This is a genomic window from Blautia sp. OM06-15AC, from assembly GCF_003481425.1.
Classification (GTDB): domain Bacteria; phylum Bacillota; class Clostridia; order Lachnospirales; family Lachnospiraceae; genus Fusicatenibacter; species Fusicatenibacter saccharivorans.
This window is the reverse complement of the sequence record NZ_QULD01000016.1, coordinates 1-26114: the sequence shown is the minus strand read 5'-3', so window position 1 is coordinate 26114 and position 26114 is coordinate 1. Positions and strand designations below refer to the sequence as shown.

Annotated in this window: 22 protein-coding genes and 5 tRNA genes; 1 reads left to right on the top strand and 26 read right to left on the bottom strand. The window is 46.6% G+C overall.

Going from position 1 to position 26114, the window contains the following annotated elements:
• Positions 1-10: 10 nt before the first annotated feature.
• The 15 genes from DXB83_RS15370 to DXB83_RS15295 all read right to left on the bottom strand — a co-directional run bounded on the left by DXB83_RS15370 (position 11) and on the right by DXB83_RS15295 (position 18355).
• Positions 11-268, bottom strand: coding sequence for an HPr family phosphocarrier protein (locus DXB83_RS15370; RefSeq protein WP_117801790.1), 258 nt, complete (start codon positions 266-268; stop codon positions 11-13).
• A 4-nt stretch (positions 269-272) separates the two neighbouring features.
• Positions 273-1109: a PRD domain-containing protein gene (locus DXB83_RS15365; protein ID WP_118601689.1), complete on the bottom strand. Its 837-nt coding sequence runs from the start codon at positions 1107-1109 to the stop codon at positions 273-275.
• Positions 1110-1136: 27 nt separating this feature from the next.
• Positions 1137-3299, bottom strand: a complete 2163-nt coding sequence (locus DXB83_RS15360; protein ID WP_118697837.1) for a PTS transporter subunit IIABC — start codon at positions 3297-3299, stop codon at positions 1137-1139.
• 292 nt (positions 3300-3591) lie between these two features.
• Entirely contained in the window at positions 3592-4029 is a 438-nt protein-coding gene (locus DXB83_RS15355) for a TIM-barrel domain-containing protein (RefSeq protein ID WP_226906394.1), read from the bottom strand.
• Between the two features lie 208 nt (positions 4030-4237).
• Positions 4238-5527, bottom strand: coding sequence for a UDP-N-acetylglucosamine 1-carboxyvinyltransferase (locus DXB83_RS15350; protein WP_117510690.1), 1290 nt, complete (start codon positions 5525-5527; stop codon positions 4238-4240).
• 337 nt (positions 5528-5864) lie between these two features.
• Positions 5865-6368, bottom strand: coding sequence for a shikimate kinase (locus tag DXB83_RS15345; RefSeq protein WP_330426829.1), 504 nt, complete (start codon positions 6366-6368; stop codon positions 5865-5867).
• A gap of 39 nt (positions 6369-6407) precedes the next feature.
• A complete protein-coding gene (locus DXB83_RS15340) occupies positions 6408-7427 on the bottom strand; it encodes a sugar kinase (protein ID WP_118697835.1) in 1020 nt (339 codons plus the stop codon).
• Between the two features lie 142 nt (positions 7428-7569).
• The gene (locus tag DXB83_RS15335) at positions 7570-8457 is read right to left on the bottom strand and encodes a carbohydrate ABC transporter permease (RefSeq protein WP_117510684.1); all 888 of its coding nucleotides are present in this window, start codon (positions 8455-8457) and stop codon (positions 7570-7572) included.
• 14 nt (positions 8458-8471) lie between these two features.
• Positions 8472-9383 (bottom strand): ABC transporter permease, encoded by a 912-nt coding sequence (locus DXB83_RS15330; RefSeq protein WP_243108940.1) that lies wholly within the window; start codon positions 9381-9383, stop codon positions 8472-8474.
• A gap of 89 nt (positions 9384-9472) precedes the next feature.
• On the bottom strand, positions 9473-11317 hold the full coding sequence (locus DXB83_RS15325) for an extracellular solute-binding protein (RefSeq protein ID WP_118697833.1): 1845 nt from the start codon (positions 11315-11317) through the stop codon (positions 9473-9475).
• Positions 11318-11794: 477 nt separating this feature from the next.
• Positions 11795-13240: a uracil-xanthine permease family protein gene (locus DXB83_RS15315; RefSeq protein ID WP_117762173.1), complete on the bottom strand. Its 1446-nt coding sequence runs from the start codon at positions 13238-13240 to the stop codon at positions 11795-11797.
• A gap of 287 nt (positions 13241-13527) precedes the next feature.
• Positions 13528-13881 (bottom strand): Hpt domain-containing protein, encoded by a 354-nt coding sequence (locus tag DXB83_RS15310; RefSeq protein WP_055220310.1) that lies wholly within the window; start codon positions 13879-13881, stop codon positions 13528-13530.
• Between the two features lie 430 nt (positions 13882-14311).
• Positions 14312-15646, bottom strand: a complete 1335-nt coding sequence (gdhA, locus tag DXB83_RS15305) for an NADP-specific glutamate dehydrogenase (protein ID WP_055220308.1) — start codon at positions 15644-15646, stop codon at positions 14312-14314.
• 349 nt (positions 15647-15995) lie between these two features.
• Positions 15996-16595 (bottom strand): flavin reductase family protein, encoded by a 600-nt coding sequence (locus tag DXB83_RS15300; protein WP_117510675.1) that lies wholly within the window; start codon positions 16593-16595, stop codon positions 15996-15998.
• A gap of 104 nt (positions 16596-16699) precedes the next feature.
• Positions 16700-18355, bottom strand: coding sequence for a putative manganese-dependent inorganic diphosphatase (locus DXB83_RS15295; protein WP_117762172.1), 1656 nt, complete (start codon positions 18353-18355; stop codon positions 16700-16702).
• Positions 18356-18735: 380 nt separating this feature from the next.
• Here DXB83_RS15295 and DXB83_RS15290 point away from each other — a divergent pair, with 380 nt between their 5' ends.
• On the top strand, positions 18736-19647 hold the full coding sequence (locus DXB83_RS15290) for a 30S ribosomal protein S1 (RefSeq protein WP_117813161.1): 912 nt from the start codon (positions 18736-18738) through the stop codon (positions 19645-19647).
• Between the two features lie 134 nt (positions 19648-19781).
• Here the strand turns inward: DXB83_RS15290 and trhA are convergent, their stop codons facing one another.
• The 11 genes from trhA to DXB83_RS15235 form a co-directional block, all read right to left on the bottom strand.
• Positions 19782-20456, bottom strand: coding sequence for a PAQR family membrane homeostasis protein TrhA (gene trhA, locus DXB83_RS15285; RefSeq protein WP_118640817.1), 675 nt, complete (start codon positions 20454-20456; stop codon positions 19782-19784).
• A 224-nt stretch (positions 20457-20680) separates the two neighbouring features.
• The gene (locus DXB83_RS15280; protein WP_118640815.1) at positions 20681-20959 is read right to left on the bottom strand and encodes a GIY-YIG nuclease family protein; all 279 of its coding nucleotides are present in this window, start codon (positions 20957-20959) and stop codon (positions 20681-20683) included.
• The gene (locus DXB83_RS15275; protein ID WP_022461220.1) at positions 20940-21815 is read right to left on the bottom strand and encodes an ROK family protein; all 876 of its coding nucleotides are present in this window, start codon (positions 21813-21815) and stop codon (positions 20940-20942) included. The genes DXB83_RS15280 and DXB83_RS15275 overlap by 20 nt, the downstream gene beginning before the upstream one ends.
• Before the next feature lie 17 nt (positions 21816-21832).
• Positions 21833-22768, bottom strand: coding sequence for a mannose-6-phosphate isomerase, class I (gene manA / locus DXB83_RS15270; protein WP_118666961.1), 936 nt, complete (start codon positions 22766-22768; stop codon positions 21833-21835).
• A 342-nt stretch (positions 22769-23110) separates the two neighbouring features.
• On the bottom strand, positions 23111-24064 hold the full coding sequence (locus DXB83_RS15265) for a peptidoglycan DD-metalloendopeptidase family protein (RefSeq protein WP_117762165.1): 954 nt from the start codon (positions 24062-24064) through the stop codon (positions 23111-23113).
• Between the two features lie 319 nt (positions 24065-24383).
• The gene (locus tag DXB83_RS15260; protein WP_118595197.1) at positions 24384-25439 is read right to left on the bottom strand and encodes a D-alanyl-D-alanine carboxypeptidase family protein; all 1056 of its coding nucleotides are present in this window, start codon (positions 25437-25439) and stop codon (positions 24384-24386) included.
• Positions 25440-25606: 167 nt separating this feature from the next.
• Positions 25607-25679 (bottom strand) — tRNA-Lys (locus DXB83_RS15255).
• A gap of 8 nt (positions 25680-25687) precedes the next feature.
• Positions 25688-25760 (bottom strand) — tRNA-Phe (locus tag DXB83_RS15250).
• Between the two features lie 6 nt (positions 25761-25766).
• Positions 25767-25840, bottom strand: a tRNA-Met gene (locus DXB83_RS15245).
• A gap of 33 nt (positions 25841-25873) precedes the next feature.
• Positions 25874-25946 (bottom strand) — tRNA-Thr (locus tag DXB83_RS15240).
• Between the two features lie 19 nt (positions 25947-25965).
• Positions 25966-26047 (bottom strand) — tRNA-Tyr (locus DXB83_RS15235).
• Between the last annotated feature and the right edge of the window lie 67 nt (positions 26048-26114).

The following is a 26114-nucleotide window of genomic DNA, read 5'->3' as shown; positions in this document are numbered from 1 at the left end:
AGCGTATTTTTTACAGATTTGCTTCAAAAAACGCTTTCAGCGTCTCAATCGCTGCATCTTCGTCCTCTCCGTTTGCTGCAACGGTTACGGTATCTCCCTGCTTTACGCCAAGTGACATTAGCATCATCAGCTGAGTCAGTTTTTTCGTTTTCCCATCTTTTGTGATGGTGCATTCCGATGCAAAATTTTTTGCCTCCTTTACCAGCATTCCTGCCGGTCTTGCGTGGATTCCCAGTTCATCTTTAATGGTATATTCAAATGATTTCATGCTTTTATTCTCCTTCTTCTCTGTCCATAATCCGTTCTATGTGCATAGCGAGATATCCAATTTCGATCTCCTCCATCGGAAGTTTCAGCCTCTTTTCCATCTCCTCACAGATTCGTTTCGCCGCCTGAAAGGCTTTCGGAAACTTTACGGACATGTAGTCATTCATATTTACTTTCAGTTTTTCCCCACTGACCGCTCTTGCAACCATATAGCGGATATGGTTCATCATACGGTTATACGACAACGACATCACATCGATGGTATGCCCGGTGATATGCTCCACCAAAGAAATGCTCTCCCGGACTGCTCTTGCCACTTCCATGGCCTGTGAAACATTTTCCTCCACAATTGCCGAATGAACATGAAGTGCAAGATAGCCGATTTCATGTTCATCAATTTCGATCTGAAGCCGTTCTTTTAAAAGCTCCCTGATACAGGAAGCAACTTTATACTCTTTGTAAAACATCACACGGATATCGTCGGTGAGCGGATTGCTGATCTGCTCACCGTTCTGAATCCGCCGGACAGCAAAATCCAGATGATCTGCCATTGGAAAGACGATGGAACGGTCAATTTTTCCAAATTCCTTTTCTGCCTCGTCAAGCACGGCACTCGCCAGCTCCAGGCTGAGCGGAGAAACGCCCTGTACAATGGTTCTGGCATTTCCTCTCTCCGTCATCTCCGTCAGGGAATAAATGCGGGTATCGTCTCCCGGCTGTACACGCTGTCCCGTTTTTTTCCCAAATGCAATTCCTTTCCCCATGACCAGATATTCCCGGTTATTTCCTTCTTCCACACCAATAAATGAATTGTGGTTCAGTGTTTTTGCTATCCTGTACATTCTTCTCACCCGTTTTTAAGGCACAGCTTACGCGAGAATCTCAATCGCAAATAAAGGATCTCCTGCTTTTACCGGTCCGTCTGCCAAAAGACGGATTCTCTGGTTCTCCTCCAGCTCTGTGCAAAGAACCGGTGACGTAACCGACGGCGCATGTGTTTTCAGATATTCCAGATCCAGCTTCAGCATCGGATCACCTTTTTTCACGGTCTGACCGCTTTCTACCAGTGCCTCAAATCCCTCTCCGTTCAGTTTTACTGTATCAATTCCGACATGAATCAGAAGGCTGACTCCGGAATCGGTTACAAATCCAATCGCATGTTTTGTGTCAAAAACAAACGCGACTTCTCCGTCCTCCGGAGCACGCACATAAGGATCTTCCGGTGTCACAACAGCGCCGTCTCCCATCATCTTTTCCGCAAACGCTTCATCCGGCGCAGTAGAAAGGTCGGCTGCCAGTCCGCTTATCGGGCTGCAGACAGTAATCGTATCCACAACCTTCTGTTCTTTTGTTTCCTGCGTCGGTTCCGCCTCTTTTTGGGTTGGTGTATTTTCTGCTTCCGCATACGTATTCGGAGCTTTTTCCAGATAATCCTCTAAATTTGATTTTATCACAGTTACATTCGGTCCGTAAATAACCTGTACACCATTTCCTTTATGCACAACGCCAGATGCCCCTGTCGCCTTTAAAATACCATCGCTGACTCTCGCTGCATCATGAACAGTACAGCGCAGTCTTGTTGCACAGCAGTCCACATCCGAAATATTTTTCTTTCCGCCAAGACCTTTTGTGATTGCTTCACTCATGGCATCTTCCGATGCCACCCCATCGTTCTGCGCCTCTTTTCTTGCTTTTACATCTGCTTTCGTATAAAGCTTGGTTTCCACATCATCATCCTCACGACCCGGTGTCTTAAAATCAAACTTTTTAATCATGAATTTGAAGATAAAATAATACAGGAAGAAATAAAGAATGCCGACCGGAATCACCCTCATCCAGCTTGTCTTTTCATTTCCCTGCAGAATACCGAACAGGAAGAAGTCCAGAAGTCCGCCGGAAAAGGTAAGACCTACTGCGATATTCAGGATGTGTGCGATCATATAAGCTGTTCCCGCAAGAATAACCTGCACGACAAACAACGCCGGTGCAACAAACAGGAACGAGAATTCCAGCGGTTCTGTGATACCGGTTGCCATACACGCAAGTGCTGCGGAAAGAAGCAGACCGCCTGCTGCTTTTTTCTTCTCCGGTTTCGCACAATGGTACATGGCAAGTGCCGCTCCCGGAAGTCCGAAAATCATAAAAATAAATTCTCCGGAGAAATATCTCGTTGCATCTGCACTGAAATGTGCGATATTCGCAGAATCCGCAAGCTGTGCGAAGAAAATATTCTGTCCGCCCTGCACCATCTGTCCTGCCACTTCCATGGTACCTCCGACTGCCGTCTGCCAGAACGGCATATAAAATACGTGATGCAGACCAAATGGAATCAGTGCCCGTTTAATCAGACCGAAAATCAGCGTTCCGACATAACCGGAGCCGGTTACCAGGCCACCCAGCGCATAAATGCCGTTCTGTACAACCGGCCATACAAAATACATTAAAATTCCCACAAACATATAGACGATCGTAGAAATAATCGGTACAAAACGAGTACCTCCAAAGAAAGAAAGTGCATTCGGAAGCTGGATCCGGTAAAATCGATTATGAAGTGCTGCGACTCCAAGACCGACAATAATACCGCCAAACACACCCATCTGCAGCGACTGAATACCGCAGACAGAAGTGATGGTTCCTTCCAGAACGGATTCTGCAATTTCTCCGTTTTCCAGAATCTGACCCGTAATAGTCAGCATTGCGTTAATCGCTGTATTCATAACGAAATATGCAATAACGGCTGACAGGGCAGAAACCTCTTTTTCCTTCTTTGCCATACCAATTGCAACACCTACCGCAAAAATCAGAGGCAGGTTATCAAACACCGCACTTCCTACTTTGTTCATGATCACCAACAGCGCATGAAGAATTGTGCCGTTGCCGAGCAAGCTTGTCAGCCCATACGTTTCAATCGTGGTTGCATTGGTAAATGAGCTTCCGATTCCCAGTAAAAGTCCGGCTACCGGAAGAATTGCGATCGGGAGCATAAAGCTTCTTCCCACTCGCTGCAGAACACTAAAAATTTTGTCCTTCATTTTTTTACTCCTTGTGTAGTTTATACTTTTTACAAGAAGAGTTTCTGCGGTTTTGCATCTTTTTAGCCGGTCTGTACTCTTTTTCTAAAACAGAGTACAAAAAAGAGACACTAACCCACATAAACAATTCCTGTTATGTATAGTTAATGCCTCCAAAAATCGAGTTACACACTACAACTGTAGTTGAATATAGCACAGATAAATCTCTTTTGTCAAGTCAGTTCTTATGATTTCAGCTTTTTTCTTTTTATCCATTTTTCACATTCTTATGCATCTATTTTGTGCACAATAGCTAATCAACATCTTTTTTTTGAAATGTCATAAATTCAAGATCTTCCTGTTTCCATAGTTGTGCAGGCACATGCAATACTTCTTTACTTTCAATATCCTGCCACCGGCCTTCCGGAAGATACAGTTCATATTCATCTCTGTCAAATCCGGGTGAAATAAGCAATGCATCACCAAGCATATAAGACAGATTCTGTATCTTTGCGATTGGATCTTTCGGATATTCCATCACAAGCGGACGAATCATTGGAATACCAGACTGATGACTCTGGCAGGCTGCGTGATAAAGATATGGCACAAGTCGATGTCTGAAGTTAATCCATTTTTTTACTTCTTTTAATGCCATATCTCCATACTGCCATGGTTCCCGCGGTGTTTTACCGTGCGCTCTGGATAATGGCATCCACAATCCCATCTGCACAGAGGAAAGGTAATTTTCTATATTCGGACGTTCCTCATTTCCGATATAAATTTGTACCTTTTTAAATATCTTTTTTTACCAACACTGACCGCCTCAGCTTTGAAAGGTAAAAAATAATTCACAATAATAGTAGTAAAATTTAAGCCAATTTTTTCGCAATAAAGTAAAATAAAAGAACGGTACCTTTTATTGGACCGTCCTTTTTGTCAACATTTGTTTTATACTGTTTTTACGCTCTTAACCGGAATTTCTGGATGTCCTTTGCATTATTCACACGCTCAATTTCAGCGCCGAGTCCACGGAGCTTTCCGTCGAAGTCCTCGTATCCGCGCAGAATGTATACAATATCATCCACCACGGTAACACCCTCTGCTGCAAGACCTGCAATAACAAGTGCTGCTCCGGCGCGAAGATCCGGTGCGGAAACCTCTGCTCCGGTAAATTTTTCTACGCCGTCAATGATCGCCGTGTTGCCTTCTACTTTAATACAGGCGCCCATACGTGCCAGCTCATCCGCATATTTAAAACGATTTTCAAAAATACTCTCTGTTACAATACTCGTACCGTTTGCCAGTGCCAGTGTAACCGCAATCTGCGGCTGCATATCGGTCGGGTAACCCGGATACGGCTGTGTCTTTACGTGTGTTCTGCCCAGACGTTTGCTTGCGCTCACACGGATGGAATCGTCAAACTCTTCTACGTCGCAGCCAATCTCCTCGAGCTTTGCGGTTGTTGCTTCCAGATGCTTTGGAATCACGTTTTTAATCAGCACATCGCCCTTTGTAGCTGCTGCTGCAAACATATACGTACCTGCCTCGATCATATCTGGTACGACCGCATAGCTGGTTCCGTGCAGGGTATCGACACCCTTGATCCGGATCACATCGGTTCCTGCTCCTTTGATGTTTGCTCCCATGCTGTTCAGGAAGTTCGCCACATCGACAACGTGCGGCTCTTTCGCTGCATTCTCAATCGTTGTATTTCCTCTTGCCATCGAAGCTGCCATCATGATGTTGATGGTGGCTCCAACGGAAACCATATCCAGGAAAATGTGGCTTCCATGCAGATCTGCCGCACTTGCCACGATTGCGCCATGACGGATGCTTACCTCAGCACCGAGTGCGCGGAATCCCTTTAAATGCTGGTCGATCGGACGGCTTCCAATGTTACATCCGCCCGGAAGCGGAACTTCCGCTCTTTTGTATTTTCCAAGCAGCGCGCCTAAAAGATAATAAGACGCACGGATTTTTTTGATATATTCATAATCAACGCTCAGATCTCCGATGGTTGCTGCATTGATCCGCACGGTATGGCGGTCGATGCGGTCCACGGTGGCTCCGATCTCTGCGATTGCTTCCAGAAGTACATTAATATCACTGACATCCGGCAGGTTTTCGATCAGGACCGTCTCATCGGTCATCGTTGCTGCCGTAAGAATTGCAAGCGCCGCGTTTTTTGCTCCCCCGATTTCCACTTCGCCCACAAGAGGATTTCCACCTCTGATGACATACTGTTCCATATATTCACCTCAAATTTTCTTTCTCATACTTAACGAGTGTGTTTTATCCAATATCTAACGAATCAAAGTCTTTTTCCTGTTTTTTTACACACTCCAGATACGCTGAAACGCACTGCTCCCCGCAGTTATTTTTCAGTCTCCCCTTATCTTAACTCAAATCTAATACTTTGTAAATCAATTTTAATACATTCTGTGCTATTTCCGTCTTTTTCCATCGTTTCCGGTCAGGAATATTCAGAGAAACGTTATATGTAATTTCTAACTATCAGAACATTTCCCTTATTATGATATAATCGTATGTTTTCAAAATTTCCCTGAATATTCCACCAATTCTGTTTTACATGCCGATCTGCTCGCGGAGCGCCAGGATCGTGCCCTGGATATCCCTTCCGCTCTCGTCAACCGTAATCTCGGCATACTGCTCATATAATTTACTTCTCTCATCGTAAAGATCCTTCAGCGTCTGGCCCTCTTTCAGCACGACGCCGCGTCCCTTCAGGTTTCCGAGACGTTTCGCCAGATCCTCATACGACAGCTTCAGGTAAACGATGGTTCCAATTTCTTTAAAATGCTCCATCGCCTCTTTTCCGTAAATGGCACTGCCGCCCGGTGCAATGACGCTTTCATCGGCTTCCAGAGTCGCATTGACCTCATTCTCAATCGCAAGAAAGCCTTCATTTCCCTCATCTGCAATAATCTCGCGCAGAAGACGTTTCTCCCGATGCTGAATCACAAGATCCGTATCAATAAACTCATACCCCAAAGCCTTTGCAAGGATAACGCCAACGCTGCTTTTGCCGGCTCCCGGCATTCCTATTAAGATAATATTCCGTTTATTCAAGATTTATTCCTCCTGCTGTCTCGTAAATTTTTCTCTATCCTATCTCTGCAGATTCGTTCCGCCCTGCTTCATGATCTGCTCGATCTCTGTTTCGCTCGCCACATTGGCATCGTGCTGAATCATCAGCTTTAAGACGCTTGCAGAAATCGCAAAATCGATGGTTCTCTGCGGCGCAAAATCATGCGCCATCGCGTGAATCAGTCCTGCACCAAACGCATCACCGGCTCCGACTGCCTCAAAGCTGTGTACTTTGTGAACCGGGCTCTCATAGAATTTTCCGTCTTTCAGGTAAATTCCCATCCAGTCGCCGTCCTCCACGGTGTAGAGATTGCGCAGCACGCTCGCAACTGCTTTACAGTTCGGGAACTGTTTCTGAATTTCCAGCATGCCCTCTTTGTAAGACTCGATCTGTTCAATGCCGCGCGATATATCTCCATCATACGCCGGAATGCCAAGCGATGATTCAAAGTCCTCATCATTTGCAATGCAGACATCCACGTAAGACATCAGACGGCGCATGACGCGCTGTGCGTCCTTTGCTGACCACATTTTTCCGCGGTAGTTGAGATCACATACCACCTGAATTTTTTTCTCTTTGCAGAGCATAAGAGCGATCTCCAGCGTCTTTTCGATCTCGCAGCTGATGGCCGGCGTGATACCGGAGAAATAAAAGAGATCCACGCCCTCGAGCAGTTTTTCCCAGTCAAACTCCTCCGCTTCTGCCATCGCGATCGCGCTGTAGGCGCGGTCATAAACCACGCTCGTCGGTCGGATGTTGGTTCCCTTTTCAAAATAGTAAATACCGACGCGGCCGCCGCCCCGCAGAACACGGGTCGTATCCACACCGAACCGGCGGATTTCATTGATGGCCGCCTGTCCGACCTGGTGCTCCGGCACTTTTGTCACGTAGGAAACATCGTTCCCGAGTGTTGCCAGAGAAACCGCGACGTTCGCCTCCGCGCCGCCGTAACTGGCTTCAAAGGTATCTGCCTGCAGTATTTTCAGATGCTCCGGTGTTTTTAAACGCAGCATCAGTTCTCCGAATGTAAGTATTTTCATGATAAAATCCCCTCCAGAAACATTTTGTTTTTCACCTCAATACCTTTTTATCTTACGCTGTTTTCTCCCCGGACGCAAGAAAAAAAGCGCAAAAAAGCGGCTTCCTGTTTCGATTCAGAAGCCGTTTTTTCTGCGTTTTCTCTTATTCTTTTACTGCTCCCAGTGTAATACCGGTTACGAAGTATTTCTGCAGGAACGGATATACAATCAGCATAGGAACAAGGGCGATAAATACCTTTGCTGCCTCCAGTGATTTGTTGGAGTTCTGTGCTAACTGCTGATACTGCTCTGCAGTCAGGGTTACGCCTACCGGGATCTGAACGGAGATCTGACGGATGTAGGTCTGTAACGGATAGTTCGTCTCTTTGTTCATTAATACCAGGCCCTGGAAATACTCGTTCCAGTAACCAACGGATGTAAACAGGACGATGGTTGCGATAACCGGTTTGGAACACGGAACTACAATCTGCCACAGGATACGCCACGGGCCGGCGCCGTCTACACGGGCTGCCTCCTCGAGGTCTCCCGGGATGCCGCGGAAGAAGTTCATCATCAGGAGTACGTTGAATACCGGAACAGAACCAGCCAGAACCAGTGCTGCCATCGTATCGATCATACCATAATTTTTAACGGTGATGAACCACGGAATGGTACCACCATTGAACAGCATACAGAATACCAGGATCCACATCAGGACATTTCTCGGTTTGTACTCTGTTTTGCTCTTTGCCAGCGGATAGGACATCATAATCAGGACAACCATGGTCCATATGGTTCCAATCACAACTCGCTTGATGGAAATCCAGAAGGAATTCCAGAATGCGGAATCACCCATAATCAGGCTGTAGGATTTTACGTTTGATCCGATCGGGTAAATCGTTACAAGACCACCCTCAGCGGCTGCTTTTGAAGAAATAGATACGCAGAACGTATACCATAACGGATAAAAACAGCTGAATGCCAGGAGAATCAGGATGATAGCATTTATGACTTTAAACGCTTTGCTGCCAAAACTCTTGCTTTCTATCATAATTTCTGCCCTCCTTAGAAAATCTTGTAATCAGCAAACTTGTAAGCACAAACATAAGAAGTAACAACCAGCACGAAGCTGACAACAGATTTAAAGAGACCTGCTGCAGTAGCCAGCGAGAACTGCATGTTTGTAATACCAATACGGTATACGTATGTATCGATGATATCACCAGTTTCAATAACCAGCTGGTTGTACATGTTGAATACCTGGTCGAAACCTGCATTCAGAACGTTGCCCATTGCCAGTGTGGTCAGAAGAACGATGGTCGGAACCAGTCCCGGGATGGTGATGTGCCATACACGTTTCCAGCGGCTTGCGCCGTCGATTGCGGCTGCCTCGTAAAGGCTCGGGCTGATGCCGGTCAGCGCTGCAAGATAAATAACTGCGTTGTAACCGAACTCTTTCCATACATCAGTTCCGATCAGTAACTGACGGAAGATGCTAGGCATGGTCATCGGAAGAACGGTATCCGTTGCACCCATTGCGCTGCGGACCGTGTTGAAAATTCCGTTTGCGCCAAGGATATTGGTGATGATGTTTGCAAGGATAACCCAGGATACGAAGTGCGGCAGATATACGATCGTCTGAACCGTCTTTTTGAACTTCATATTCTTTACCTCATTCAGCAGCAGTGCGAACACCAGCGGAATGATGATATTCAGGATAACCTTTGCGATTGCAATAATCAGAGTATTGACAAGTGCCCGTTTTGCATCCGGGATAACGGTCAGGTATTTAAACCATTTCAAACCTACCCACGGAGAGCCGAACCATCCTTTGCTCGGATTGTAATCCTGGAATGCCATTACAATACCAACCATCGGAACGATAGAAAACATAAACAGCCAGACATAACCCGGCAGAACCATTAACGTATAGTGAAAGGAATTTGACAGCCCGAGATGGCCTTTTTTCTTCTTCACGGTAAGCTCCTCCTTTGATGTCATTTTTTTAAAGTAGTGGGGTACAGGCTTTCCTGTACCCCACCCTCCACATCATACATTTACATTAGTTACTCAGCCAGGTAATCTTTTACCAGCTCAAGGATCTGATCACCACCCTGTACATGCCAGTCGGTGCAGAACTGATCCCACTCGTCAAGGCTCTTCGCACCAGTGATGAACTGAAGGATACTCTTGTCTTCCAGGTCAGAAATCTGGGTCCAGTAGGTATCCATTCCGTCGATGGTGTAGTACAGTTCAGAATAGATCTTGTGATCCGGCTCAAGTGTTGCGTATGGACGATCACCAATCAGCAGTGCATAGAATCTGTTGAACTGTCCGTTGTTGGTGTTGACATCCATATCGGTTACTGCCAGATCTCTGGATCCGTCATAGTCCTCAGAGATAACGTCTTTCAGAGTTGCGGCATCGTTTACCAGGTTCTTATACAGACCGTTGAATTTGCTTCCGCCCTGCTGATAATCATCTGCGCTTGCTTCGCCTTTGATGATTCCCATCAGTGCATCATACTCATACTCGCACTCGTCGGTAGCTGCCATGGTGTTACGCAGCGGATACCAGCCGATTGCTACAGAAGTATCGAAGGTAGACTCATCACGAACGAGTACGTTGTTCATGATAACAATGGCTTTCTTCACATCATCCGATGCGTTTTTGTTTACCATAGTATAAGTGGTTCCAACGTCTTTCATATGAATATTCCACTCACCGTCTTTGGTGTACAGCGGATATGCCTGCCAGTTTGCATTGTTATCGTTACGGAAGGAATCCGGGTTTCCGTATCCAAGGCTCCACCATGGTCCCATGAAGATACCGCAGGTTCCGTTCTTAACATTGTTTGCATTGTCGCCGTTGGTTGTGGTTCCAACCTCCGGGTTGATGAGGCCTTTTTCATACCAGTCATGTAAGGTGGTAAGGGCTTCTTTCATTTCATCTGTTGTAGTTCCCCAGTACAGTTCGCCGGAATCATCTTTCAGAAAATACCCCGGTGTTGCATTGAATGCCTGATATACAGCATCGAAACCGTATCCGTTGTTGGAGGAGTTCAGGAAGTTGGAGTAGGTTCTTCCGCCGTTATCAATACCTGCGATTGCATAATCCGGGCTGAGACCTGCGTCTTTAAATTTCTGAGTTACTTCGCCGAGTTCATCTACGGTCTTCGGAACTTCCAGTCCTAACTGATCCAGCCAGTCCTGACGGATAAAGTACAGGTAAACACCATCGGTATCTACCGATATGTTTGGCAGTGCACAGAAGGTTCCGTCTACGGTTGCATTGTTGATCGCACGTCCTTCGGTAGTCTCGATGATTTCTTTTACCTGTTTGGATGCGTACTGGTTGAACTCCGGCCAGAGGTCTGCAAGAAGATCTGCTCTTGCTGCCTGTACCAGGTAGTTACGGGTTGGTGCAACGACTGCATCCGGAAGGGAAGCAGATGCGATTGCCAGAGATACTTTCTGCTGGAAGTCAGATGCATTACCTGCAGTCCAGTCGCAGACAACTTTGATGTTGTAGTTATCCAGAAGGTATCTGGTGTACTGGTTGTTATCTACGGAATCGCCGTCCGGAAGTGTGGTATCCTTCGGGTCGATCTGATATCCATAATGTACTTCTACGACATGATCAAATTTTGCAAACGCACGATCGTCATTTTCACCCGGTACTGCATCATCTGCTTCATCAGCTGCTGCAACCCAGTCACCAGAACCTGCTGCATCGCCGGAGCCGCTGTCCGATGAGGTATCCTTTGCTTCATCGCCGCCTGCCGTACTTGATGCTGTTGTGCCGCTGCTCTTGCTGTTTGTGTCAGAACTGTCTCCTCCAGTGCTGCCACATGCTACCAGGCTTACGATCATGGTGCTTGCCAGTAATGCAGAAATTACTTTCTTTTTCATTTGGTGTCCTCCTTGTGATTTACGTTCTTTTTGCGTGCTCCGTTGTTGCTTTTGTCCAGGCTTACGAAGAATCCATTGTTTTTAATCATACGTTTTGCCTAAAACTTTCACATTTTCGTCACACTTTTTTATGCAATAATTACACCTCTCTTCCACCCGTTTTGACAAGCATTTTTTATGTATTTTTCACAATTTATTTCGTTTTTTTAATTCATATTGTCGATTTTGTACACTATTTTAAAATTTATAGTCAATCTTGACTTTTTCTTTTTCGTTATTCTTTTATCTATTGACGGATTTTTTGTGCTTTTTCCGTCATTTTGTATATTTCTCGTATTTTCAGACATTTTACCTGCAGAGCCTTCTACCGGCAGTTCCCTCCGAATGCCGGGCAGCACAATAAAAAAGAACCTCTTATCTCTCCCCGGAAATACTTCTTTCCGGAAACATAAGAGGTTCTTTTTCTTTTTTTGTTCTTTATTCTGCTTTTTTCTTCTCTTTTGGAATAATAATATTCAGTACAATCGCCGCAACAGCTGCCGGAACAATACCGGAGCCGCCGAAAATCAGCTGGATATAATAAGGAAGCTCAGAAGTTGCTCCCGCTGTGGAACCAAGGCCGTAGCCAAGACCCAGTGCAACAGAAACGATCGTGATCTCACGGCTCGTAATCGGCTCTTTTGTGATGAGCTGGATACCGGAAACCAGAATTGACGCAAACATCATAACGGCTGCACCGCCGAGTACGGACTGCGGCATAATGGATACAAATGCTGCAATCTTCGGGCAGAGTCCGCAGAGGATCAGGAAAATGGCTCCGCAGGAAAGTGCCATACGGTTTACGATTTTTGTCATCGAAATAATGCCGACGTTCTGTGCAAAAGAAGTATTCGGGAGAACGCCAAGTGCTGCTGCAAAGCTGGATCCGAGACCGTCGCAGATGATACCGCCGGAAAGCTCAGAATCGGTTGCCTCGCGGTCCATACCGCTCTCTACGCAGGCGCAGATATCGCCGACCGTCTCAACGGTTGTTACGATGAACATGATCGCTACCGGGAGAATTGCCTCCACACGGAAGACTGGTTTTACCTCAGCCAGTTTTCCAAAGCCTGCAATACCAGGGAGCGCGAACCAGGACGCATCTTTTACCTGCTGGAAATTGACAACCCAGGAATATGTATAGGAAACAGTGCTTCCATCCTCAAGAACCGCCGTTCCGGTATGCGGCAGAACCATGGTCATAATAATAGCTACCACGTAGCCGACTAAAATACCGATCAGAATTGAAGCCGTACTTAAGATTCCCTTCGGATTTGTAAAGTGCTTCAGTGCCAGCGTTACAATCAGAACGACCATGCCAAGGAACAGGTTCTGTATGGAACCGTAATCGTTCGTTCCGGAACCGCCGCAGAGATAATTGATTCCAACCGGAATCAGCGAAAGACCGATCGCCATAACGACGCAGCCGGTAACAACCGACGGGAAAAATTTACGAAGCGGCTTTAAACAGACGCCAAGCACGCCCTCAAACAGACCGCCGACAATTGTCGCACCAAGGATAGCGCCGTACGTCAGCGCGCCCTGTCCCAGCACGGCTGTCACGCTCTTGAATACGCCGAGGAATCCAGAAGATGTACCCATAACAATCGGCACTTTACCGCCGATCGGTCCAATCGAAAACATCTGTACCAGTGTTACAATACCGGCTACTGTCATTGCATTCTGCAAAAGAGCCGTACGAAGTGCACCGTAGCCCGCATCCGCCGTCAGACCGCACGCTCCCATGATGATCAGAAGCGGGGTGAGGTTTCCTACGAACATCGCCATTACATGCTGCAATCCAAGCGGAATCGCCTGCTTCAGCGGAATCCGTCCTTCAAAGGTGTACGGGGTTCCCATAGCTGAACTTTTTTCTTTTTTCATTGCTTTTCTCCTGCTTTTGTAGATTTGGGCTGCCTTGCCTTTCGGTATGGAATATGCCCTGCACAGCCGGAATTTTTCCGGCAAAGCGTCCTTGTTTTTTCTTATAGATACTTATAAGTTTTTCTTTTTAAACAAGTCTTCTTCATAAGCTGTGCTTTTATGTAAAAAGATTATCATGTTTCTTTTTTCCCGTCAACCCGCATCTTGTACAGAATTCCATAAAAAGGAGACACCGGTCTGTGTTCCTCATCTCACAGATCAATGCCTCCTTGTTTTCTTCCTTCAATTTAAGCGTTCTGGAAATCCTCAATCGCTTTTACGGTGCGGTTATATTCTTCCGTCACCTTCTGCATCAGATCATCCGTCTCGGTCTCCTGCAGCGGTCTTAACCGCTCGGTCAGCTCGGCGCTTGGCTCGTACAGATTTTTAAAACCAAGATTCTGGCACACGCCTTTTAATGTATGAGCTGCACGGAATGCAACCTCAATATTTCCGTCCGCCAGTGCCTGGCAAAGCTCCTGATAGCTCGGATCCTGCGGAAATTTTAAAATGATCCGCTGAATTAGAGATTCACTGCGAAGCCGCTGAACGGTTTCCTCGTAATCTGCTCCCATCTGCATGTAGCAATCTTTTAATGTCATCTTCTCTTCCTCTTCCCTGTATGCAAATTCATTACATATTAATGCAAACAAGTTCTTTATCAATACATAAATAATTATATTTCTCGCGCAAGCTCTTGTCAACTTCTGCTTTTCATTATTTTTGCATTATTTTTGTTTACTATACGCTCTATTTCTGAACATAAAACATCTTTTTTCTTACGTTTTTCTTACGTTTTTATCTTACCTGTATATTGCATTCATGCATAATAATACAACTTACTCGCATATTCTGTCGTTTTATTCACACGGTACCGCGTGAAAGTCTATTTCTTCTGTCTAGTCTCGTTGCAAAATGTAATGTTTTTTGTACACTGTAATTTTCGTTATTTTTCTGTGTTTCTTCTATCTTTTATGCAAAAAGGGACCCCCGGTCTTAACCGGAGATCCCTTTGGATTTCTCAAAATCAGATTAGCAGATTCCCTGAGCCATCATAGCGTCAGCTACTTTCTCAAAGCCTGCGATGTTAGCGCCCATAACATAGTCGCCCTCATGGCCGTAACGTTTTGCAGCATCAACCATGTTGTGTGTGATGTTGATCATGATATTTTTCAGTTTTGCATCAACTTCATCGAAGGTCCAGGACAGACGCTCGGAGTTCTGGGACATCTCGAGTGCGGATGTTGCAACACCACCTGCATTTGCAGCTTTTCCAGGTGCGAAGATTACGCCGTGCTCCTGCAGATATTTGGTTGCTTCCAGAGTAGTAGGCATGTTAGCGCCCTCGCATACTGCAGTGCATCCGTTCTCAACAAGTGCTTTTGCATCCTCAAGCAGCAGCTCGTTCTGAGTTGCGCAAGGAAGAGCAAGGTCTGCTTTTACAACCCATACGCCGCGTCCTTCGTGGTACTCAGAGTTTGGACGATATTTCTTGTACTCGGTCAGACGGGCACGATTTACTTCTTTGATCTCTTTTAATGCAGCTACATCGATTCCGTCTGGATCGTAAACCCATCCGTTGGAGTCAGAGCAGGTGAGAACTTTCACACCAAGCTGAGTAGCTTTCTCGATTGCATAGATTGCAACGTTTCCGGAACCGGATACACAAGCGGTCTTGCCTGCGATGTCGATGCCGTTCAGTTTCAGCAGCTCCTGGGTCAGGTACAGCAGTCCGTATCCGGTAGCCTCTGTTCTTGCTAAAGATCCGCCGTAGCTTAAACCTTTACCAGTCAGAACGCCTTCGTATACGCCGCGGATTCTCTTGTACTGTCCGAACATGAAGCCGATCTCTCTTGCGCCTGTTCCGATGTCACCAGCCGGTACGTCGGTGTCTGCGCCGATATATTTGCAAAGCTCTGTCATAAAGCTCTGGCAGAATGCCATGATCTCTCTGTCAGATTTTCCTTTCGGATCGAAGTCAGAACCACCTTTACCTCCGCCGATCGGAAGGCTGGTCAGTGAGTTTTTGAATACCTGCTCGAATCCCAGGAATTTGATAATACCAATATTTACAGAAGGATGCAGACGGATTCCTCCTTTGTAAGGTCCGATTGCACTGTTAAACTGTACACGATATCCGGTGTTTACATGAGCCTGTCCTTTATCGTCTACCCACGGCACACGGAATTTGATCTGACGCTCTGGCTCTACCATTCTCTCCAGAAGAGCAACTTTTCTGTATTTTTCCTCGTTTGCTTCAATAACAGGGCGAAGAGATTCCAGAACCTCTTTGACTGCCTGATGGAATTCCGGCTCAGCTGGGTTTTTTGCAACTACGGACTCAATAACCTCATCTACGTATGACATGTTAGTTTCCTCCTTGAAATTTCTCCCTTAATGTAGTGCAGAAAGATTTCTTTAAAAGATCCATCTGCGGTTCTCATCAGCCTTAAAGCGTGGAGAAAATCATTTCCGCACTCTCTCGCGTCTCCGGTGGATTCTCCCGTCCTCCGGAACACTTAATTTTATAAGGTCAACGATTGGTTGATATTATAGCATAAAATATCCGGTTTTTGCAATATTTCACGCAAAAAATTCCTAATAAATCATGATTTTGTAGCGTTTTCTAATATTTACCCAGTATTTTTGTCGATTTTGTATATTTTTACCGAAAGTACTATAAAATTTCGCGTGCTGATGCTTTAGAAAATAAAGATTAGCTGCGGTTTTTTGTTTTTATATTAGGTGTTTTCGATTTTTTCTTCACGCTCCAGCCAAAGGTTCCCTGCTTTTTCCCGATTCCAAAGTACTCTCCGTGGGAATACACAATCGGTTTCGCGCGGTTCAGATCGAAGCGGCCGCGCTCATCCATGTATGCCTCATCCGCATGGACAGCCACAACTTTTGCAAGAAACATGTGATGCGAGCCCAGTTCGAGCACCTGCTCCACTTTACACTCGATATTAACCGGCGACTCCCCGATCATCGGTGCGGAAATCTCCTCCGCCTCGACTTTCGTCAGTTTCATCTCTTTGAACTTATCCACATCTCTTCCCGAGCGCACGCCGCAGTAGTCGGTCGCATAGCAGAGGTCCTCCGTCGTCAGGTTGATGACGAACGCACCGCTCTCTTTGATCATCTGATAGCTGTAGCGTTCCGGCCGCACCGAGATCGATACCATCGGAGGATTCGTACACACCGTGCCGGCCCAGGCAACGGTGATGATGTTGTCCTCCCCGTTCTTTCCGCGCACCGACACCATGACCGCCGGCAGCGGATACAGCATATTTCCCGCTTTCCATGTCTGTTTTCCCATTCTTATTTCTTTCCTTTCCTCTTTTTCACTCTTTTATGACCGAAAAAAGCGTGCCCCGGATCTGTTTTCAGGCCCGGAACCACGCTTTTTTATTTTTTCTGTTTTTACTGATTCTGCAGCGCCATCATAAATGCCGGAATCAGCTGTTTCTTTCTCGATACAACACCCTTCAGCTCGCAGCTGACCTCGTTGACCGGAAGATCTTCAAAAGCTTTTTCGATGACTTCCTTTGCCCCGCTTCCATAATACAGAAGCTCTGTAGATTCTTCTATAATATTGGTCAGCATAAAGAATACCATCTCGATGCCGTGTTTTCCGCACTCGCTTTCCATCTGCGGCAGAAGCTGTTCCTTGATGGATTCCAGCTCGCCCGCATCGAGGGATGTAATCTGGCCGACACCAAACGTAACATCGCCCATGATGAATTTTTTGAAATCCTGGTAGAAAATTTCTTCCGGTGATTTATCTTTCAGGTTGCTTCCTGCACGGAACATTTCGGATGCAAACTCCGGAATGCTGATGCCTGCAATGTCCGCCAGTGCCTCTGCTGCCGCTTTGTCAAGAAACGTACACGTCGGCGACCGGAACATCAGCGTATCGGAAATGATGGCTGCGCAGAGCAGTCCTGCGATGTTCGGCGCGATCTCCAGCTCTTTTTCCTTATAAATTTCATACATAATCGTTCCCGTGCAGCCCACCGGCTCATTGCGGAACATAACCGGCGCCATCGTCTCAAGTGATCCCAGACGATGATGGTCGATGATCTCGAGAATCTCCGCCTCTTTGACGTTATCGACCGCCTGTGATTCCTCATTGTGATCGACGAGAATCAGTTTCTTTCCTGCATTTCCGATCAGGTTCCGACGGGAAATCGTTCCCACATATTTTCCTTTCTTGTTCAGAATCGGGAAATCGCGGTGTCTCTGATTTTTCATAACTTCTTTGATATCATCGAGGAAATCTTCGGTGTTGAACGTGATCAGATTGCTTCTGCGCATCAGATATTTGACCGGAATACTCTGGTTAATCAGACGCGCAATCGTATACGTGTCATGCGGACTGCTGATGATCACACAGCATTTTTCCTCTGCAAATTTCTGAATCGTTTTCGTCACCTTTGCGCCAAGTCCGACGATAATGCAGCTTGCATCCATCTCGATTGCACAGAGCTGGTCCTCCGCACGGTTTCCGAGAATGACAAGGTCATCTTTTTCGATGTAGTTCTCCATCGTATCCGGATGGAATGCGCCGACAACGACTTTTCCGCGGATAAAATAACCATGTTCATTTCCGACAATAACCGAACCATCCAACGTATCCGCGATACTGCGGTATTGCGTCCTTGCCAGTGACATGACATGGCTGTCATAAGAATCCATATAGGATTCTGCGATATCACTGACCGTAATCACGCCCTGCAGATCATTGTCCGGCGAAGTAATCGGCAGTGTGACCACGTTGTTGTTTTTCATCATGGAATACGCTTTCTTCACGGAAATCGTGCCCGGTACGCTCGGCACCTCATGGATTTCAATTTCCTTTACCTGCGTTCCCGCATTCGGCAGATACCCCGGTGCGCGCACGCCAAAGCGCTTCAGTACATACTCGGTCTCCTCATTGATCTGACCGGCACGCCGCGCCATGTAGGTTTTGGTTTTATCTGTCCTGTTCTTGATATCCGCATAGGCAATCGCCGAACAGATCGAATCCGTATCCGGATTTTTATGTCCAATTACATAAACTCTTGAATTTGATTTCATAATAGTACTCCTCCCTTCTGTATGTTTGTGGTATACAGTAAGTTCGTCCCGGTAGTTTTACTTCTTTTTTTGTAACGACTACAGTTACTGCTCACTTCGTGACCAGTAACCGCCGCCCTGCACATGCAAATTCGCTCCGCGAAGTTCCGGGCGGCCACCTGAATCACTTTCTCCTGCAGCCGCGCAGCAAGTGCGCGTCTCAGTAATTTTGGTAACGACTACACACATATTACCATCCTTTTTTCATCTGGTCAAAGAAAATCTTTTATGTTAAGATAAACGCAGATAGAAAAACGTGCAAAATTGAACCCGATTTTTTCATAAATCCACAATTTTCCTCTCGTTTTCCTGTTATTCTTACGAAAAAGGGGTGTTTCATTATGTCAGAAGAAAAATTAACCATGGATGACTTCTCCGCAGAGCTGGAAGCTTCCTTCAAAAAAATTGAGGAAGGCGACATGCTCACCGGAACCGTCATCTCCGTAGATGAAAAAGAGGTGATTCTCGATCTGAAATACTACGCAGAGGGCGTCATCCGCGCCGAGGACTTCAGCAACGAGCCTGGCTTCTCCTTAAAAGACGCTGTTCAGGTCGGTGACGAAATCACCGCAACCGTGATCCGCAAAGACGACGGCCACGGCAACATTCTTCTCTCCCGCGCAGAGGCAAACGATATCCTCGCATGGGAAAAACTCGCACAGTACAAAGAAGAGAAAACCGTACTGGATGTAAAAGTCAAAGGAATCGTAAACGCCGGTGTTATCGCTTACGTCGAAGGAATCCGCGGCTTCATCCCGGCTTCCAAACTCTCCCTGAACTACGTGGAAGATCTGAATGAATACTTAAACAAAGACATTCAGGTACAGGTTTTTGACCTCGACAAAGAAAAAGACCGCCTGATCCTCTCCGCCCGCGAAATTCTCCGCGAGAAAGCAGACGAAGAGCGCAAAGAGAAAATCTCCAACGTAGAAGTCGGCCTCGTCACCGAAGGAACCGTTGAGAGCCTGCAGCCATACGGCGCCTTCATCAGCCTCGGAAACGGCCTCTCCGGCCTCGTCCACATCTCCCAGATCTGCGCCAAACGCATCAAACATCCGTCCGCAGTTCTGGCAGTCGGCGATAAAGTCAAAGTAAAAGTCATTGCCATCAAAGACGGCAAACTCAGTCTCTCCATGAAGGCACTCGACGATGTTGCCGCCGAAGAAATTCAGGAAGAAACCATCGAACTCCCGGAGACAGAGGAAGTGACAACGACACTGGGATCGCTGTTTAAAAATATTAAACTGAACTAAAGTGACTGTTCACGTTGTTATAACAGCATTTTCCAGGGGTTTTGCAGCATCACAGATTTTACCCCCATGACACGTAAACATAAAGCAGCGGCTGTACCGGATTTTTCTTTCCCGGTACAGCCGCCACTGTTATTTTATACCGGCATCGCCGCCACAAAATAGTACATCACAATAAAATGACAGAAGCTTCCACCCATCACAAACAGATGAAAAATTTCATGTGTTCCGAACTTTTTATGTTTTGCATTAAACACCGGCATTTTTAAGGAGTAAATCACCCCGCCGACTGTATAAATAATTCCGCCGGCCAGCAGCCATCCAAACGCCGGCCGCGAGAGGGCCAGAAACAGCGGATGAAACGCCAGAACGCACAGCCAGCCCATTGCGATATACAGCACCGAAGAAAACCACTTCGGACAGTTGATCCAGAATGCCTTGACGAGAATCCCGCCAATCGCTGCCGCCCACACCAGTGCACAGAGTGCAATTCCCGTCCGTCCATGCAGTGCAATCAGGCAGATCGGTGTGTAGCTTCCCGCAATCAGCACTGAAATCATCATATGATCAAACTTTTTCAGTCGACGGTTCACCTTCCCGTTTACATCAAACGTGTGATACACGGTGCTCGCCAGATACAGCAAAATCATACTCAGCATAAACACTGCCATTGCGACCACATGCAGATGATCCGGCTCCCGCGCCGCCTTCAAAAGCAACGGCAGCGTTCCCACCACCGCTAGGATCAGCGCAGTCCCATGTGTAATCGCACTGCCAGGATCCTTGATTCCATTTTTTCTGATATACTTCATTCTGCCCACTCCTTTCCTGTCAGAAACGTTGTTTTATTTCAATTACTGTATCACATGGTTTTTATTACTACTTGTTGCCGTTTCTTTTATTATAACAGGATGAAATTATTTTGCAAGTCAAAATATCTGGTTTCTTCCGGAATCGTTCGACACATTTTCACAAAAAAACAGACTTTCCGCATCCACACATTGTTGTGTCTGTTCGAAAAGTCTGTTTTTGATTCTTATTTCGCCTTGATCAGCTTCCATTTCTCTGTCCGCGAAAGCTGTTTAATCTCCCACTCCCGCCGCATCGCCTCTTCTTTGGAGGAATACGTTTCAAAATACACCAGTTTTACCGGTCTCCGGCTTTTGGTGTATTTGGCACCTTTTCCCACATTGTGTGCCTCGACGCGGTGCTCAAGATTGTTGGTCCAGCCGGTGTAAAGTGTTCCATCGCTGCATTCCACGATGTAAGTGAAATTTTTCGGATGTTCCTGCACCTTACTGCATTGCCAGCTCATCTACAGCCAGTTTCAGCGCACCCATGATACCCTGATTGTCGTTCAGACTTGGAAGTACAATGTAGCTGTCGAGATCCTCGAGTTCTTTTGTTACAAGATATCCGTTCAGCTGTTTCTTTACTTCTTCTCTTACGAGCGGCATCATATGCTCCTGATGCATAACGCCTCCGCCCAAAACGATTCTCTGCGGGGAGAGCAGCATGATGCAGTCTACAAGTGCCTGTCCGATATAGTAAGCCTCAAGCTCCCATACCTCTTTTTTGTCTGCCAGCTCAATACCTTTTTTGCCCCAGCGTGCTTCAATGGCAGGACCTGCAGCAAGGCCTTCCAGGCAGTTGCTGTGATACGGGCATTTTCCGCCGTAAGTATCTTTCGGATGTCTGGTCAGCAGAACGTGTCCGCCTTCCGGATGAAGCATGCCGTGCAACAGCTTGCCATTGGAAATAATTCCCATTCCAACGCCCGTTCCGATGGTGATGTAAATGCTGTTGTCCAGACCTTTTGTGATTCCCCAGGTAGCCTCACCCAGTGCAGAACCGTTTACATCGGTATCAAATCCAACCGGGATGTCCAGTGCATCTGCGAAAGCGCCTACGATGTTGTAGTTCTTCCATGCTAATTTGGGAGTTGTGGTAATGTAACCATATGTTTCGGATTTTCTGTTCAGGTCGATCGGTCCAAAGCAACCGATTCCCAGTGCCTGAATGTCCTTCTCTTTGAAATACTCAATCATTTTCGGAACGGTAATTTCCGGTGTCTCGGTCGGGATAGAAATTCTCTCATAAATTTCTCCATTTGCGTTTCCAATTGCGCAGACCATCTTTGTTCCGCCTGCTTCTAATGCTCCAAGTCTCATTGTGTTTTTCTCCTCTCTTATGCTTCTGGATTTGAGCAGATTACAGAAAGTTTTCCTTCAAATCTGCATCCATTAAAATTAGCCGGTATAATAAAGTGAGTACCTTTCTTAACCGGAATACCGTTTACAGTACCCTCTCCGGCGATTACACTTACATTAGTATAATATTTTTTCGCATCTAAGGTGAATACACCGTCGATGTCGTATTTATCTACAGAGTAGAACTTGCATGTTACAAAATGGGTATGTACCGCGCCCGGGATTTCCTCTGTAAAGGTATCGATATCTGCCGTTTTAAACGGAGCCTCGATAACATCGATACTCTGCTCTACATGAAGTTGTCTCGGTTTGCCGTTCTGCAGTCTGTCATAATCGTATACACGATAGGTGATATCGCTGCTCTGCTGTGTCTCCAGAATCAGTGTGCCGCCTTTGATGGCATGTACGCATCCCGGATTGATCTGGAAGAAATCTCCCTTATGTACCGGCACTTTGCGGATGAAATCGCTCCACTCATGATTGCGGATCATTTTCTCCACTTCTGCCTTGTCTTTTGCATTGTGTCCGATAACAATTTCTGTACCCGGTTCGCAGTCCAGCACGTACCAGCACTCGGTCTTTCCAAGAGATCCATTCTCATGCTCTCCTGCATAAGCATCATCTGGATGAACCTGGATGCTCAGATCATTTTTTGCATCAATGATCTTGATCAGCAGCGGAACCTGGCTTCCCGGGTAATTTCCGAAAATTTCCGGCTCCTCTTTCCAGAGCTCACCTAATGTTTTTCCATCAAATCTTCCGCCTGCCACATGGCTCATTCCGTTGGCATGTCCGCTGATCGCCCAGCACTCGCCGGTTGTATCGCTCGGAATTTCGTAATCAAATACGTCTCTTAACTTTGTTCCACCCCAGATTGCTTCTTTGAACACCGGGTCCATAAATAAAAGCTCCATATTTTTCTAATCCTCCTTGTTTTCAGGATCTGTCCACTACGTCTATTTTAACCGATAACAGCCAAAAACGAAACCCCTAAAATGACAAACTTTCACATTTTCTGTAACCGGTTACTTTCCTTTTATTCCGCCCTTTTTCTATATCAAAACAATCCTGTTTGTTATATGTAAAGCTGACTGTTTTCAGCCAGCCTTTTTTATAAAAAGCAATCGAAAAACGGTATTTTACCATCCGCGGTCTGCGCCGCCTTTTTTGTATTCAAAACCTGTAAAAAAGATTCGATTGCGAATCCTACACTTTATAATACTTTCCCGCATCCCATTTCGTGCAGGTCCTCTTTTTTATTCCGAAATTGCCGGGAGATATACCATAGGATCAATGGCTTTTCCATCTTTTTTCATCTCAAAGAAAAGATTGCTTCCCTCTTTTACATAATATTTCGTCGGTGCTGCAACTGCTCCGATCCGTGCTGCTTTCTGAACTTTCTGGCCTGCCTCGAGGGAAACGTCTGTGAGCTGTCCGTAGATGGCTTCGTATCCATTTCCAAGATTCATGGTGACGGTGAGGCCGGTTCTTGCATCATTTTCCACACTCACAACTTCTCCGTCCGCTGCCGCCAGAACCGGAGTTCCTTCTGCCGCCGAGAAAACAACGCCTGGATTGCACTGGTAAAGATCCAGTGTCGGGAAATAAACGGTATTTTCCATGTTATACGGAATCAGAACTGTTCCAGTAACCGGCAGTTCCATGATTGTCGCTTCGCTGAACATCAGATCCTGTGCAGCCCCTGCTGTCTCAACTGCCGTTTCCTGATTTTCTGCAGAATCCACAGTTCCGGATGCTGCACTCGTTTCTTCATTCGCCGCTGTTTCTCCTGATCCTGTTTCTCCGTTCTGATCCGCCGCTGTTCCGTTTACCGCCTGCGCGTCCTGTCTTTCTGTATTCCCATCTGATTCTTCCGGTGTATTCTGAGCCGTCTCTGCATCTGCTTCTGGATTTCCCGCCGCCTCTTCTTCACACGCCGCTTCCATTTCCGGCACCTGTTCCAGACTGTTTTCCACATCATCTGCCTGATCCTGTACGGCACGCGTTCCGTCTGCATCTCCCGCCGTCTCCTCCGTCTGCTGTTCTGTAGTTCCGGTGCTTTCGTCCTCTGTAAGCTGTGCCGTCTCTCCCTGTTTCGCCTGATCTGCCTTACCGTTTCTCGCATCCTGCTGCCAGGTCAGCACTCCGCCTGCAATCATCATTGCCAGTGCCGCTGTGATCACGCCGATTCTCAACTTGTCTCTTTTCATGTTCTTACCACCTCTGCTGATATCTTTTTAAGCATTTCAGAGGCGTTTTTCGATTTCTCGCTCTCCTCCTGCTTTTCTACAGTAAGCAGTATTTCCCATCCGGCGCGATCTATACACAAAAACTGGATTTTTCCTTTCCGTTATCCACAATTTTTCCCCTGCGCTTCTTTCTTTTGTGGAAAACATAATTCTTTTCTGCGCATTCCGTGCAAAACATCCCCAATGTTATCCACACCTTATTTTCTCGACTTGCTTCACGTAAAAAAAGAGCCGGAACCGGGAATTTTCTCCCGTTTCCAGCTCTCGCTTTCACCTGTATTTACTGTAATCTTCCATACACCGTACTCGCATCCGCGATGCTGTCCACCGCAGATCCCGAATCCGTCATGGCCTCTGCCGTAACAAGTATGTACTCTTCGCCTCCATATTCTGCAAAGCTGACCAGGCACTGACCCGCCTCATCGGTAAATCCGGTCTTTCCGCCTTCAATGACTGCCCCGTTCTCCAGTGTCGTACTCATCTCATAGCTGGTAAACCGGTGGAGCATCGTGTCATACAGCGTAATTCCCTCCGGGTGTGATGCGGTAGCTTCCGTTGTGTAAACCTCCCTCGTCACGATCTCGCGAAACGTATCACTCTTCAGACACTCGCTCATCAGCACCGCAATATCACGGCAGGTAGAATAATGGTTGTCGTTATGCAGTCCCGTGCAGTTCTCAAAATGCGTATTGGTAAGTCCCAGTTCTTCTGCTTTCTGGTTCATCATGGCCACAAAACCTTCTTCCGATCCGCCGACTGCTCTCGCCAATGTCTCACATGCATCTGCGCCGGATGGCAGCAGCACACCATAGAGAAGATCACGAACCGTCGGCTGTTCGTACGGATTAAATCCCGCTACCGACGCATCCTGTGCCGTCAGTTCCTCGAAGATGTCCTCCGGAACCGTAATCGTCTCGTTCAGATCCGGAAGATTTTCAATGGTAAGCAGCGCTGTCATAATCTTTGTCATCGACGCCGGATAAATTCTCTCATCTCCGCCCAGATTCATCATCTCAGCCAGATCGCTTTCCCGCACCAGCAGGGCATGCTGACTGTTCAGACCATCTGACGAAATCTGCTGTACCGGCTCAGGCGTCGGTGTAATCTCCTCCTCCGGGCTGGAATCCGATATCGGCTCTGAACTGTCCCCAGCAAGAGAGGATGACGAAACCGAAGAGGATGCACTTGCGTTTCCATCCGTCTGTTTTTTCTCGTTCTTCTGCATCTGATATCCAAGCACGCCAATCAATCCGATAATGATAACAAGCAGAACACTTAAAATCACTTTCTGCTGAAACTGGCGTCTTCGTCTTTTGTTTTTCTTTTTTTGTGCCATAAACAGATTCCTCCGTTCTTTTTTATTCTTTCAAAGCATAGTACATTTCCTGCTCTTTTGCAAGATTTTCGCCGTAACCTTAAGATAAACATAATCAAAATTGGTCCACCGGACCAATTTGGGATATGCAGAACAAAAAAAAGAACCCTCGAAAGGGTTCCACATAGTGAAGCATCGGGGATTCGAACCCCGGACAACTTGATTAAAAGTCAAGTGCTCTACCGACTGAGCTAATGCTCCGTAAAATATGCCTAGTTCCGGAATCGAACCAGAGACACGAGGATTTTCAGTCCTCTGCTCTACCAACTGAGCTAACTAGGCATAAAATTGCGGGAGTAGGATTTGAACCTACGACCTTCGGGTTATGAGCCCGACGAGCTTCCAGACTGCTCCATCCCGCGATATCCTATTTTTGTACTTGATTTCTCAAGTAAAGCCGATGATCGGACTCGAACCGATAACCTGCTGATTACAAATCAGCTGCTCTGCCAATTGAGCCACATCGGCCGATTGCCTGATTGGCAAGTGGGTGGTGGTGGATTCGAACCACCGAAGCAATTTGCAGCAGATTTACAGTCTGTCCCCTTTGGCCACTCGGGAAACCACCCATAAAAGAATGGGACCTACAGGGCTCGAACCTGTGACCCTCTGCTTGTAAGGCAGATGCTCTCCCAG

Excerpts from the sequence above, each read along its gene's own strand:
- DXB83_RS15370 (WP_117801790.1), bottom strand. The coding sequence starts at position 268 with ATGAAATCATTTGAATATACCATTAAAGATGAACTGGGAATCCACGCA.
- DXB83_RS15365 (WP_118601689.1), bottom strand. The coding sequence starts at position 1,109 with ATGTACAGGATAGCAAAAACACTGAACCACAATTCATTTATTGGTGTG.
- DXB83_RS15360 (WP_118697837.1), bottom strand. The coding sequence starts at position 3,299 with ATGAAGGACAAAATTTTTAGTGTTCTGCAGCGAGTGGGAAGAAGCTTT.
- DXB83_RS15350 (WP_117510690.1), bottom strand. The coding sequence starts at position 5,527 with ATGGAACAGTATGTCATCAGAGGTGGAAATCCTCTTGTGGGCGAAGTG.
- DXB83_RS15340 (WP_118697835.1), bottom strand. The coding sequence starts at position 7,427 with ATGAAAATACTTACATTCGGAGAACTGATGCTGCGTTTAAAAACACCG.
- DXB83_RS15335 (WP_117510684.1), bottom strand. The coding sequence starts at position 8,457 with ATGATAGAAAGCAAGAGTTTTGGCAGCAAAGCGTTTAAAGTCATAAAT.
- DXB83_RS15325 (WP_118697833.1), bottom strand. The coding sequence starts at position 11,317 with ATGAAAAAGAAAGTAATTTCTGCATTACTGGCAAGCACCATGATCGTA.
- DXB83_RS15315 (WP_117762173.1), bottom strand. The coding sequence starts at position 13,240 with ATGAAAAAAGAAAAAAGTTCAGCTATGGGAACCCCGTACACCTTTGAA.
- DXB83_RS15310 (WP_055220310.1), bottom strand. The coding sequence starts at position 13,881 with ATGACATTAAAAGATTGCTACATGCAGATGGGAGCAGATTACGAGGAA.
- gdhA (WP_055220308.1), bottom strand. The coding sequence starts at position 15,646 with ATGTCATACGTAGATGAGGTTATTGAGTCCGTAGTTGCAAAAAACCCA.
- DXB83_RS15300 (WP_117510675.1), bottom strand. The coding sequence starts at position 16,595 with ATGGGAAAACAGACATGGAAAGCGGGAAATATGCTGTATCCGCTGCCG.
- DXB83_RS15295 (WP_117762172.1), bottom strand. The coding sequence starts at position 18,355 with ATGAAATCAAATTCAAGAGTTTATGTAATTGGACATAAAAATCCGGAT.
- DXB83_RS15290 (WP_117813161.1), top strand. The coding sequence starts at position 18,736 with ATGTCAGAAGAAAAATTAACCATGGATGACTTCTCCGCAGAGCTGGAA.
- trhA (WP_118640817.1), bottom strand. The coding sequence starts at position 20,456 with ATGAAGTATATCAGAAAAAATGGAATCAAGGATCCTGGCAGTGCGATT.
- DXB83_RS15280 (WP_118640815.1), bottom strand. The coding sequence starts at position 20,959 with ATGAGCTGGCAATGCAGTAAGGTGCAGGAACATCCGAAAAATTTCACT.
- DXB83_RS15275 (WP_022461220.1), bottom strand. The coding sequence starts at position 21,815 with ATGAGACTTGGAGCATTAGAAGCAGGCGGAACAAAGATGGTCTGCGCA.
- manA (WP_118666961.1), bottom strand. The coding sequence starts at position 22,768 with ATGGAGCTTTTATTTATGGACCCGGTGTTCAAAGAAGCAATCTGGGGT.
- DXB83_RS15265 (WP_117762165.1), bottom strand. The coding sequence starts at position 24,064 with ATGAAAAGAGACAAGTTGAGAATCGGCGTGATCACAGCGGCACTGGCA.
- DXB83_RS15260 (WP_118595197.1), bottom strand. The coding sequence starts at position 25,439 with ATGGCACAAAAAAAGAAAAACAAAAGACGAAGACGCCAGTTTCAGCAG.